This is a genomic window from Paenibacillus nasutitermitis (assembly GCF_014641075.1).
Taxonomy (GTDB): Bacteria; Bacillota; Bacilli; order Paenibacillales; family Paenibacillaceae; genus Paenibacillus_Z; species Paenibacillus_Z nasutitermitis.
The window spans coordinates 1-12,726 of the sequence record NZ_BMHP01000010.1; the positions used below are offsets into that span (position 1 = coordinate 1).

At 48.8% G+C, this 12,726-nt stretch carries 7 protein-coding genes; 5 read left to right on the forward strand and 2 right to left on the reverse strand.

The window, feature by feature from the left end; translation table 11 throughout:
• A partial coding sequence (locus IEY46_RS32745) for an IPT/TIG domain-containing protein (protein WP_188999595.1) occupies positions 1 to 3,191 on the forward strand: 3,191 nt, incomplete at its 5' end.
• 170 nt (positions 3,192 to 3,361) lie between these two features.
• A complete protein-coding gene (locus IEY46_RS32750) occupies positions 3,362 to 3,742 on the forward strand; it encodes a (deoxy)nucleoside triphosphate pyrophosphohydrolase (RefSeq protein ID WP_188999598.1) in 381 nt (126 codons plus the stop codon).
• On the opposite strand, the gene IEY46_RS32755 is transcribed toward IEY46_RS32750, so the two are convergent.
• Positions 3,734 to 4,843, reverse strand: a complete 1,110-nt coding sequence (locus tag IEY46_RS32755) for a PD-(D/E)XK nuclease family protein (RefSeq protein ID WP_188999600.1) — start codon at positions 4,841 to 4,843, stop codon at positions 3,734 to 3,736. The two genes, IEY46_RS32750 and IEY46_RS32755, sit on opposite strands and share 9 nt — an antisense overlap.
• Positions 4,844 to 5,629: 786 nt before the next feature.
• Between IEY46_RS32755 and IEY46_RS32760 the strand changes: the two genes are divergently transcribed.
• Both IEY46_RS32760 and IEY46_RS32765 read left to right on the forward strand, forming a co-directional pair.
• Positions 5,630 to 6,544, forward strand: a complete 915-nt coding sequence (locus IEY46_RS32760; protein ID WP_188999603.1) for a glycerol kinase — start codon at positions 5,630 to 5,632, stop codon at positions 6,542 to 6,544.
• A 333-nt stretch (positions 6,545 to 6,877) separates the two neighbouring features.
• Positions 6,878 to 9,583 (forward strand): UxaA family hydrolase, encoded by a 2,706-nt coding sequence (locus IEY46_RS32765; protein ID WP_188999605.1) that lies wholly within the window; start codon positions 6,878 to 6,880, stop codon positions 9,581 to 9,583.
• A gap of 262 nt (positions 9,584 to 9,845) precedes the next feature.
• On the opposite strand, the gene IEY46_RS32770 is transcribed toward IEY46_RS32765, so the two are convergent.
• A complete protein-coding gene (locus tag IEY46_RS32770; RefSeq protein ID WP_188999606.1) occupies positions 9,846 to 10,619 on the reverse strand; it encodes an IclR family transcriptional regulator in 774 nt (257 codons plus the stop codon).
• A 358-nt stretch (positions 10,620 to 10,977) separates the two neighbouring features.
• Between IEY46_RS32770 and IEY46_RS32775 the strand changes: the two genes are divergently transcribed.
• The gene (locus IEY46_RS32775; protein WP_188999608.1) at positions 10,978 to 12,711 is read left to right on the forward strand and encodes an extracellular solute-binding protein; all 1,734 of its coding nucleotides are present in this window, start codon (positions 10,978 to 10,980) and stop codon (positions 12,709 to 12,711) included.
• Positions 12,712 to 12,726 lie beyond the last annotated feature (15 nt).

Consider the following 12,726-nt stretch of genomic DNA (forward strand, 5'->3'; position numbering starts at 1 on the left):
TAGTTGCGCCGACGATTACGAGCATTTCGCCGACGTCGGGTCCGACGTCCGGAGGCACGAGCGTCACATTGACCGGTACGAATCTGTCCGGGGCAACCGCGGTGACGTTTGGAGCAACCCCGGCGACATCCTTTACAGTAAACTCGGCGACACAGATCACAGCAACGGCTCCGGCGGGTACGGGAACCGTAGACGTAAGGGTAACGACATCGGGCGGCACATCAGCGACATCGGCGGCGGACCAGTTTACGTATATAGCTGAGCCGACGATTACAAGCATAGCGCCGACGTCGGGTCCGACGTCCGGAGGCACGAGCGTCACGCTGACCGGTACGAAATTGTCCGGGGCAACCGCGGTGACGTTTGGAGCAACCCCGGCGACATTCTTTACAGTAAACTCGGCGACACAGATCACAGCAACGGCTCCGGCGGGTACGGGAACCGTAGACGTAAGGGTAACGACATCGGGCGGCACATCAGCGACATCGGCGGCGGACCAGTTTACGTATATAGCTGAGCCGGCGATTACAAGCATAGCGCCGACGTCGGGACCTACGTCCGGAGGCACGAGCGTCACGCTGACCGGTACGAAATTGTCCGGGGCAACGGCTGTGACGTTTGGTGGAACGGCGGCGACGGGCTTTACAGTAAACTCGGCGACGCAGATCACAGCAACGGCTCCGGCGGGTACGGGAACCGTAGACGTAAGGGTAACGACACCGGGCGGCACATCAGCGACATCGGCGGCGGACCAGTTTACGTATATAGCTGAGCCGACGATTACAAGCATGACACCGACGTCGGGTCCTACCTCCGGAAGCACGAGCGTCTCATTGACTGGTACGAATCTGTCCGGGGCAACCGCGGTGACGTTTGGAGGAACCGCGGCGACGTCCTTTACAGTAGACTCGGCGACACAGATCACGGCTATCGCTCCGGCGGGTAGTGCGGGAACCGTAGACGTAACGGTAACGACACCGGGCGGCACATCGGCGACATCGGCGGCGGACCAGTTTACGTATATAGCTGAGCCGGCGATTACAAGCATGACACCGACATCGGGTCCGACGTCCGGAGGCACGAGCGTCACATTGACCGGTACGAATCTGTCCGGGGCAACCGCGGTGACGTTTGGAGGAACCGCGGCGACGTCCTTTACAGTAGACTCGGCGACACAGATCACGGCTATCGCTCCGGCGGGTAGTGCGGGAACCGTAGACGTAACGGTAACGACACCGGGCGGCGCATCAGCGATATCGGCGGCAGCCCAGTATACGCAGTTTGTTCTGACGTACACGATCAGCCCGTTGTCGGATGAGACGTTTGACGCGCTGACCGCGGACTATGCATCGGGGACACAGGAAACGAAAACGGTGACGGTGACGCGAACGGGAACCGGCGACTTGGCGAGCTTGGTGACAACGCTAAGCGGAACGAACGCGAGCAGCTTTACGATTACGCAGCCAACGGAGACAACGCTCAATAGCGGGACGCCGTCCACGGCCTTTACGGTAAAAGCGAATGACGGACTCACCGCAGGAACGTATACGGCTATTGTAACGGTGTCCGCTGCGGGCATGACGCCGGTAACCTTTACGGTAACGCAAGTTGTTCTGACGTACACGATCAGCCCGTTGTCGGATGAGACGCTAAACGCGCTGACCGCGGACTATGCATCGGGGACGCAGGAAACGAAAACGGTGACGGTGACGCGAACGGGAACCGGCGACTTGGCGAGCTTGGTGACAACGCTAGGCGGAACGAACGCGAGCAGCTTTACGATTACGCAGCCAACGGAGACAACGCTCAATAGCGGGACGCCGTCCACGGCCTTTACGGTAAAAGCGAATGACGGACTCACCGCAGGAACGTATACGGCTATGGTAACGGTGTCCGCTGCGGGCATGACGTCGGTAACCTTTACGGTAACGCAAGTTGTTAATAGTAGAAATAGTGGCGAGACTGGCGGTAGTCCAACATCTCCGGGTGCTCCTACCCGTTTGGATATCGACCAAAATGGCATTATGATTGACTCAGATAAAATTGACACCCGAAAGCCGTCCGTCGCTCTTGAAGTTACACCAAAAGACGGCGTTGCCTATGTCAGCATACCGGCAAGTCTATTAACCGAGTTTGAGAAGAAAAACGCCACTTTTTTCATGGAGATTAAGACGCCTTACGGTAGTTACCAAATGCCGGTCAACCTGACGTCGCTCATTCCGGGGCTGCAGGATTTGCTTGCGAAAAACAACCTCAATACAGGGGACATAAGCTTCAAGGTCACTTTGACCGATAAGTCTCGTGACAAGGACATTCAAGCGGCGGTTGCAAACGGATTGCCAAATGGCCAAGTATTGGGCGCGATTGTGGATTTCAGCATCTTAATTATTAACACCAAGGCAGGGCAAGTGATCGGAACAGCGGACAAATTCAGCAGTGCGCTGACGCGAATCATCCCGATGCCAAAGAACATGACCGATATGCCGGAGCAATGGGGCGTGTTCCGTTATAACGAAACGACTAAGAAGTTTGAGTTTGTATCCGCGAAGAAAGTATTGATCGATGGCGCATGGTACGTGACGATCAATTCTAATTCCAACAGCGTGTACGTCGTGGCAAAAAATCCGGTGAGTTTTGCCGATACGCTTAAACATTGGAGCAAAGCTTTTGTAGAGCTGGCTGCTGCGAAAGGACTCGTTGAAGGAGTTGGCGAAGGGAAGTATAGCCCTGACAAAGCCGTAACGAGAGCGGAGTTTACCGCTATTCTAATCCGGGCTTTGGGACACAGCACATCTGCCGGCAATGCAGCGCCGTATGGAGATGTAAAGCAAGGCGCATGGTACTTCGATGAGGTAGCCAAAGCGAAGGAACTTGGACTGCTCGGCTTCTCTACTGGTACGAGCTTCAAGCCCGATCAACCGCTATCCCGCGAGGAAATGGCGAGCATGTTGGCGGCAGTGATTAATCTTGAAAAGTCGCCGATTGCAAAGGATTCTGTTAACCTGAACGGCTACAAAGATATCGGAAGCGTGAACCCAGCTTACTTGGAGGATGTTCGCACAATGTTTACCCTTCAAATTATGAACGGTACAAGCGCGAAAACGTTCGATCCGAAGGGTGAGACGACACGCGCACAAGCGGCGGTTGTGCTCATCAGAATGCTGCATACACTAGGTTTAATCGATAGATAAGATTCATGGACAAACCCGCTTGAGCAGAGATAAGTCTGTTTAGGCGGGTTTATCCATGTCTATGGTAGTGAAACCGATCACTGCTGTAGGGCGCATCGCTTGGCAGCGAAGAGGTATCCCGTTAGGCTGTCCCGGCAGCAAACAAGGTTATTGTATAGGATGTGAGGAAGATGATCAGAGTAGCGGCAGCGATAATTGAGAACAGACAGGGACAGCTCCTGATTGCCCGGAGGAAGAAGGGGAAGTCTCAGGAGGGTCTGTGGGAGTTTCCGGGTGGGAAAATCGAGCATAAGGAGACAGCCGAGGAGTGCCTGAAGCGGGAGCTTCGGGAAGAGATGAATATTGAGATTGAGCCTTATGCGTATTTTGGCGAGAACGATCATTGGTATGGTCAGACGCATATTAGGTTAATTGCTTACCGGGCAAGGTTTGTGAGCGGTGAGATCAGGCTTGTGGACCATGACGAAAATGTCTGGGTGAATCCGAACCAGCTTGGAGAGTTTACGTTTGCCCCGGCGGATATTAAATTTGTTGAGCTGCTTTCACGATAGTTTTGTATTAATCATAAGAGTTGGATTCTTCTTTAATGCGGCTAATTCATTGTAGATTAACTGTGCGACTTTTTCAGAGCAATTTTCACTACTAATCATGATCTCTGGTACATTCATCATTAGATAATTATCTTGTTCATAGAGTAGCTTGTGCTTATTCTCAAAGTTTTTTACCGTTTGTTCATCCCATTCCGAACAAACACCATAGCACAAAGGACTTCCATGTTTATCCCAAAAATCGTACCAAACTCCAAAGTACAAGACATAACCTTTATTTTCATCCTTGAAGTAAATGGCATATTCCGTATCATTACTTGTTATTTTTCCTTTGAACTCTTTACTGCAGTAGTCCATTACCCCATTTACGATCTCAAACAGCTTATTCATAATACTGGGTATTTCAGGCTTGAACATAAAAGAAACCTCCGAATTCGTAAATGTGATTCTTTTTACCTCGAACCATATCTTTAGCAGATCATAGAAATCTTTTATTTTCTCACTTAGAAGAAACAATTCACTTTCATGTATGATATGAATCAGTTCGTTCCAATATATGGTTGGGGTTTGGATATTGGCAAGGCCATTACGTTTTATAAATTCGCTCGCTTTTGATGACCAGATATGTTGATAGGCATAATTGGATGGTACGAGAAAAATTAGAAACTTTTTCTTTTCACCTGCTTCATACAAGTGCTGAAGATAGGTTACAGGTTGATTTTCCGTTAATCCCGAATTGGAGGTTTTAACCTCAATTAATATTTCATATTCATCATTGGATAGAACAATATCGGGTCGGCAATTATTCAATTCTACTGTATATTGTGTTTGGAAATGATCGTACTCAAATCTTTCAAGCTCTTCATTGCTTAGAAATAAGCCGAGGAATAAATCTCGAAATGGTTTATACGCCATATAATTGCAAAGTAATTCCGTCATGCTGTTTTCGTTAGTTACTACGCCATAATATATATTTTGTACTCTTCTCATAACTTCACTTCCATTTATCAATATATTGGAAATTATATCATATTCTTTAATCTTGCACTCTAAATCATCAGCTGGATTTGGGCTAACTCTAGCCTTTCGTCCAGCTGTTTTCATTTTTGAGTCACACATCATACCTTTTTTATTCTTTGAAACAATGATTGAAGCCCAAGTAATGTAAATATACCCATCAGGAACGTGTAGTAGTTAATATAGATCGTGTTGGTGTACTGATTTATCCAACCATATTCATCAATTAAATTAGCGTTGGTGCTATTAATATGATTTGCGTGATTATACTGTAGATAAACACTTGCGACGATGATGAGCAGGAACAGCAATGGATAGTAAATACTTCGATTGGTAAAATATTTTTCTTTATTCACTATATAACATATGCCAAGAAGCAGGAATACATAGGCTGGAATCTCGATAAACCACAATATGAAAGCAGGGTTACCATTCCCTGAAATGGCTCTTCCTGGGATCATCTTAAAAGTAAGAAGATCCACTAGAAATATCAGGATAACATTGAATAACAGCAAGATCATTGTAACGATAACAGCTGTTTTTGTTCTCACTAAAACAGTCCCTTCTCGAAAGTGGAATTAGTAGGACCGCGTCAGGTGAATAGCGAAGTTTGGGGCTTGTATTGTCCATTATCCATTGCGTAACTTGGTTGGATTCCCTACCATCAGGAATCTTTTACACCAATATACTTTGAAACGTCTGTTCATACAACATAACCTTTTGCAGGAAAGGCGGATACTGGAAAACCGATGTTCAACTCAAAAATGCTGGAACCGGGTTTATTTAAACTATGAACTTTAAACGATATCAAGCCGATATAGAAGCTAGATATAGGACAAATAATTACATAGAAAGCGGGTTGTTTCTAACCAGATGTCACAGAAATATGTATCAACCTCCGCACTAGCCAAGGAACTGAAGATGCAAGCCAAGGACTTGTTCGGGATCTTATTGTCACAAGGACTGATCGATCGGGAGAACGAGAGCTGGGTGTTGACCGATAAAGGAAAAGATGCAGGCGGGATTCTGAAGTCGCATCCCCAACACGGCACCTACATTGCGTGGGAGGAAAGCATAAAAGACCAATTAAATTCTTCTGTAGAAGAGAACAAATTAATAAATGCAACAGCGCTTAGCCAGCATTTCAACATATCCAAGTTCCGCATGAATCCCATATTATCTGAGCTCGGTATGATCCAGAAGTCCGTGAAGGGATGGACGGTAACCCGGTTAGGCGAAAGCTTGGGAGGAAAACAATTCGAGCATGCACAGACGGGCATTCCATCTGTATCCTGGGGTGTCGGCATTTTAACAAATAAACGCCTTATTGAAACGATTCAATCCGTAAAGGGGAATGTAATCGAATGCAATAATGAAGAAAGTGATAGGGCAAGTAAAGAGAAAGAGCCGAAAGTCGAAAAGCCTCATATAGGATTCCGGGAGAAGTTCGAAGCCAAGCACCGTACGACAGATGGGCATTATGTGCGTTCCAGAGCGGAGATGTTAATCGATAATTGGCTCTATATGTCCGAGATTGTACACGCCTATGAGAGAAAACTCCCTGTGGAAGAAGATCTGTATTGTGACTTTTATCTTCCCATTGGCAAAGTGTATATCGAATACTGGGGAATGGAAAACGATGAAAGATATAAGGAACGCAAGAAAGCCAAGTTGGATATTTACAACAAATACGGCTTTAAGTTAATTGAAATTGAGGATGCCGATATTCAGAACCTGGACGATATATTGCCGAAGAAATTATTGAAATTCGGTATCCAGGCCTTTTAAGTAAGAGATGTGTGACGCTGGTAGCCGGCGGTGGGGAATTAATTTCAACGTTTGGATTAAAAAGGTCTATGTAGGCCTTTTTATTATGGATGATTACATGTTAACGAATCCTCAATGGGTCATTTCCGCTACTTGGTGTTCAGAAAACACCAGCCATCCCTTCCAATTCATGATACAATATTTGTATGAACGCATGCGTCAAGCTAAGCTTCCGCATCATTTATGTAATCGTTCCCAACTATATTCCTGCTGATGGTTAGCAAGGTCTTCTAATATCTTTGCAGTTTGCTTTATGTTAACCCAAGCAAATCTTAAATAAGGAGCTAGAAATCGATGAATGCAACTTACCGCTTTGACGAAGTCGCCAGACTTCCTTTACCCGGAGATAATGTGGCTGCTGCCATTCGGCAGTTGGACGCGGGCACCATCATTCACTATGAAGGTCAAACCTTGATCTTGGATTATACGGTTATGGAAGGCCATCGCTTTGCGATCAAGGAGATTGCCCCTGGGGAAGGCTTGCTTTCCTGGGAATTGCCTTTCGGTATGGCTGTGCAATCGATCCAGCCCGGCAATTATGTGATCAACCAGAATGTATTGGAGGAGCTTAGTGTGCGACCGCTGGATTTTGCGCTGCCGGCGGCGCCTAATTTTGACGACGAGGTTCACCCCTTTGTGCTCGACGAGACGAAATTCCAACCGGCTCCGGCATTGCCTGCGTACCCGGATACGCGCACCTTCCTCGGTTATCGGCGCAGCGAGGCGCGCGGCGTCGGTACCCGCAACACGATTGTGTTGCTCGGCACCACTTCCCGCACGGGAAGCTATGTCAAGCAGCTAGCCCTCCGTCTGCAAGGCGAACTGATGAAATATGCCCATGTGGAGGGGATTGTCCCCGTTGCGCATACGGAGGGGGGCACGGATCAGCCCAATAACCGGGAATTATTGCTGCGCACGTTGGCCGGATTTATCGTCAATCCCAATGTGGGTGCGGTCTTGATCGTAGATTATGGCATTGAATCCGTGACCAATCAGATGGTTGAGGCGTATTTACGCGAACACAACTATCCGTTGGATGATGTGCTGCATCGGTTCTTGTCCATCCAGGGTAGTTTTGCAGATAATCTGACCGTAGGGGAAGACATTGTACGGAATTGGCTACCAACGGTCAATGCCATGGAACGGACCCTGGAATCCATTAGCCATCTGAAGATTGGGCTGCAATGCGGAGGATCGGATGCTTTTTCCGGCATTTCGGCGAATCCCTTGCTGGGTCGGATCGCGCAGGAATTGGTACGCTACGGTGGCGCTGCCAGTCTTGCCGAAACCGATGAGCTGATCGGCGCTGAGCCCTATGTCCTGCAGAAGGTACGGGACGTGGAAACCGCCCGTAAATTCCTAACGTTCACAGAAGGATTCAAGGAGCGTACGTCCTGGCATGGTGCCAGCGCGGAAGGAAACCCGTCCGGCGGCAATAAATTCCGCGGCCTCTATAATATTTATCTCAAGTCCATCGGCGCTGCCCGCAAAAAAGACCCGGCGACCCGCCTGGACTATGCGATTGACTATGGTGCGCCCATGCCAGAACCCGGATACTATTTTATGGATAGCCCCGGTAACGATCTGGAGAGCATTGCCGGGCAGGTGGCTTCCGGCTGCAACCTGATTTTCTTCGCGACAGGCAATGGCTCCATCACGAACTTTCCATTTGTGCCGACGGTCAAGGTGGTGACCACGACGCAGCGTTTCGAATTGCTGGCAAATGATATGGATGTCAACGCAGGCCAGTACCTGAATGGCATATCTATGGATGAGTTGAGCGAGCAGGCCTTTGAGCTTTCGCTGCAAATCGCCTCCGGCAAGCGCAGTGTCGGCGAGAAGGCGGGCCATTCGCAGGTACAGATCTGGCGCAACTGGCGGCAAACCGATTCCAGCCAGCTGGATGCCTTGCTCCACACCCCTCTGCCTACGGGGGAACCTATTGCGATTCAAGCGGATGCAGCTGCGGATACGAATCCCATCCGCTTCACATTAACGTGTCACAACGGCCATCGCGCCAGTGACCGCATCGGCTTAATCCTACCCACCAGTCTTTGTTCCGGGCAGGTGGCGAATATGATTGCACAGCGGCTGAATAAACGCGGGCTTGGTCAGCCCAAGCAGCTTTCGCGCTTTGTCGCCTTGGCTCACACGGAAGGCTGCGGCACTTCGGGCGGTCAACCCGAGGAGCTGTATGCCCGCACCATGATTGGCTATGTCACTCATCCGCTGGTCAAGCATTGTCTGCTGCTGGAGCATGGCTGCGAGAAAACCCACAATGACTTTATGCGTCACCAGATGGAGGAAATGGGGGTTGAGCCCGGCCGCCTTGGTTTTGCCAGTATTCAGCTTGACGGCGGGATCGATAAGGTGATGCAGAAGGTGGAAGCGTGGTTTGTGGATCAATTGTCCGCAGCCGGGCCCGACACCACGGAGAGTGTAGGGCTGGAAGCCTTGCGGATAGGGATCGTCAGCGATGGTCCCGTAGCAGGCGCCGCCGGCGAGCAGCTGGCGGGGTTGACCAAAATGATTGTCGGCGCAGGGGGCATGGTCGTTGTACCCCACAACAGCGGATTGCTTTCAACGCCTGCTTACAGGGAGAAGGTATTGACTACAATGGATGCCACACCGTCTTTGGCTTACGGGGAACATGCCCGCCAAACGGGCTTCCACATCATGGAAACCCCAACCGAGCATTGGGTGGAGACCGTTACGGGCTTGGCGGCCACTGGTGTAGAGTTAATCATAGCATTGGTCCATAATCATCCGATGCAGACGCATCCGTTCGTGCCGATGCTGCAAGTGGCGTCGGAACCGGCTGTGCAGCAGACCTTCGCCAATGACCTGGATCTGATGCTCACGGGGAATCCCGCCGATTGGAACAGCCGCATTCTGGAGCGCTGCAAACAAATCATGGAGCATAGCTATACGCCGCGTCTCTATCAGCAGGGGAACGTTGATTTTCAATTAACACGAGGGCTCCTTGGCGTATCGTTGTAAGTGGAAGGTAAGTTAAGAACCAAACTAAACCCCCGAGCGATTTTGTCCCTTTATCGCTCGGGGGTTTTTTGCGTCTTTGCGTGTGCTTCAGCTTAACCCGGGCGAACACACAAAAAAAGAAGACCCCTCGGCACGTTACTACGCCAAAGCAGTCCCCCTATGATTCTTCCGTATGCTCCCCGCAGCCATAAGCAGCAGATTCTGCTCTTGGCCATTCAGCTTCCTTCCCCATCAAGGGAATTCTACTATTCTTCTTCCCTATCTACTTGTATCCAAGAGAAGCGGAAATGATCTTCGCGGTCTGGATCAGCTTCTCTCCGTACTCGGGGATTTTTTGCATTGGCAAATTCCCTTTGAGGGTAGACACGCTGATAGCCCCGAACACTTGGTGGCCTTCCGTGAAGATCGGAGCTCCTACGCAGCGTACGCCCATTTCCCCCTCTTCATCGTCAATCGAATAGCCGTATTGCCGAATCTGTTCCAGATGCTCGCGGAAGGCCTGTTCGGTATTAATCGAATTGGGCGTTAAGGAAAGCATCCCTTTGCTGAACATCACCTGCAGCTCTTTCTCGGGCAGGTAGGCGGCCATTGCTTTGCCGCAAGCCGATACGTTCATTAATTTGCGTTCACCGACATAGGAAAGAAACCGGATGGTGCTCAAACCTTCGATTTTCTCAAGGCACACCGACTCTCCATTATCATACGTACAAAGATGTACAGTGTAAGTCGTCTCGTTGCGCAATGCCTCCAAATGGGGAACGAATAGCTGTTTGGAGTCGATATGCCGTACAGACAGCATGCCTAAGCTGTAGAAGCTAAGACCCAGATTATAGGTACCGCCAGGGTTTTTGCGAATATAATTATGGGCTTCCAGGGTACATAGGATGGCGTAAACGCTCGTCTTCGGCAAATCCAGTTTCTTGCATATCGCGGATAATGAAAGGCCGTCGGTCGATTGCGCCAGGCACTCGATGATTGAGATCGATTTCTCCAAAGCGGGTACGGAGTAGCTTACATTTTCTGAAACTTTTGACATCAATTATTCCTCCAGTGAAACAATATTGAAGCCTTGTTCGGTAAATCAACTCTATTTAATATCTATAATAGATGAATTGGAGATATAATGCAAAAATATTGGGCATTGACAAAAAATAGCTATTAAATTATTCTGTATGTAGATCAAATATTAAATTTGTTCTGTATACGGAACGACCAAGACGGATTTGATCTTGAACAGAATGGAGTACCGGGCTAGAAGGAATTGAGAACAGGTATTGGGCTAGAAGAGAACTGGGGACTGGGTCAGAACAGAATGGAGTTCGGGTTTGAAGAGAATTGAGTTTTCGGGGTTATGTAAGCGCATACCAATTAACAATGGGAAAGGGAGAATGCACGTGAAAAGTTTAAGAAAGAATTTTCTGGCGCTGCTTGTTGTTTGCATGCTGGTATCCATCACTGCTGCATGTTCGAACAACGGCGACAACGGGGGAAAAAATGAGGGGATAGAGCCAACAAATTCACCTTCCACCAACAAAGGTGAAACCGATCCCAAAGAGGAGCGCCCGCTGTACACGATCAAGTATATGGGAGGGTCGGACAAAATTAAGCGCTCGGATGAAACCGAGATCGGCCAAATCATCAAGGAGAAATTCAATATTGTTTTTGAATTTATTCCTTATGCAGGCAACTGGGAAGAAAAGGTTAACCTGATGCTGGCCGGTGGCGACTACCCGGAAATCCTGCGGATTGAATACAATCCAAGCCTGCAGAAGTACATACAGGCAGGAGCAGCGCTGGCCCTTGATGAGTACTTGCCGGATTCCCCGAATTTCTCCAAGCGGTATGCTGAGCAAATTCCATTATGGAGAAGCATATCCGCAGATAAGAAGCTCTATAACTGGCAAACCGGACAGAGCGACTTCAAGAATAACGTTCGCGGGCTTGATATCGGCACCCGAATTGATGTCCTGGAGAAGCAAGGTTATCCAAACCTGGTTTCAGAGGATGAATGGATTAACTATCTTAAACAGGCGATGAAGGATTTCCCGAAAACAGCGTCAGGTCAGAAGACGATCGGCATGGCGGTCCCCTTCGGAGAACCGTGGGGAATGGCCGGGATTGCCGGAATCATGTACGAGAAAGGCGGAAGATATACCGGCGTGGCGGGAAATGGCGCGGTCATTTTCGATCATGCGAATAATCAATTCGTCGACTATTTAAAGAATGAATATGTGGTTGAATCCTTGAAGTTCTTCAATAAATTATATCGAGAAGGAATTCTGGATAAGGAAGCGTTTACGGATAAATATGATCAATACATTGAGAAGCTGAATAGCGGCAGAGCACTGTCCGGCTGGTATGCCCTGTGGGGACTTTCCGGCGTCAATCAAGCATTGATTAAAGCGGGGCAGCCTGAGCAGCAGTATATCGTCCTGCCGGTCCGCAGCAATACGCAGGTGGAACGAAACGAGAAACGCCTGATTATGGAATTGGACCTTGTCCCATTCAATAACACCATCATAACCAAAAATGCAAAAGATCCGAAACGAATCATGGAATTGTTGGATTGGGCTTCAACGGATGAAGGCCAAACCTTGATCCAATCCGGAATCAAAGATAAGCATTACACCGTGGATGCTCAAGGTATAAGAGTTCCGACAGAGCTGTTCACAACTGAGTCTCTGAATGCGGACAGCAAGGTAGGGATTGGCCTGTTCTCGTTCCTGGGCCTTGATGCCAGAACGGGAGAAGACGGTCAGGCTTTCAACGTTGGCTCGAATCCCGACTACGTCGACAAATTGTCCCAAACCGCGGAAACGATGAACGCCTTTGAGAAGCTGGGCTGGAAAACCTCGGTCGATTATTGGGAGAAGACGGCTGTAGGAGCAAAGTCGGGAATTGTGCCTTCGATTAAGATGGATCCCAACTCGCCCCTCATTCAGACGGAACAGAAAATGGTTGAATTCAGGGTGAAAAATTCAGCCAAACTGATGATGGCCAAGGACGATGCGGAATTCAGCAAGATTTGGGATGATGTCATTAAAGAATACGACAAGCTCAATCCCGATGATGTCATTAATGAATACAACAAACTCTACCAAGAAGCGTCGGCTGAGCTAAACAAATAAACGTGTGGGGAAATC

What these genes read in the sequence shown, in the direction of transcription:
- IEY46_RS32760 (WP_188999603.1), top strand. Translation starts at nt 5,630, where the DNA reads ATGTCACAGAAATATGTATCAACCTCCGCACTAGCCAAGGAACTGAAG.
- IEY46_RS32770 (WP_188999606.1), bottom strand. Translation starts at nt 10,619, where the DNA reads ATGTCAAAAGTTTCAGAAAATGTAAGCTACTCCGTACCCGCTTTGGAG.
- IEY46_RS32750 (WP_188999598.1), top strand. Translation starts at nt 3,362, where the DNA reads ATGATCAGAGTAGCGGCAGCGATAATTGAGAACAGACAGGGACAGCTC.
- IEY46_RS32765 (WP_188999605.1), top strand. Translation starts at nt 6,878, where the DNA reads ATGAATGCAACTTACCGCTTTGACGAAGTCGCCAGACTTCCTTTACCC.
- IEY46_RS32755 (WP_188999600.1), bottom strand. Translation starts at nt 4,843, where the DNA reads ATGAAAACAGCTGGACGAAAGGCTAGAGTTAGCCCAAATCCAGCTGAT.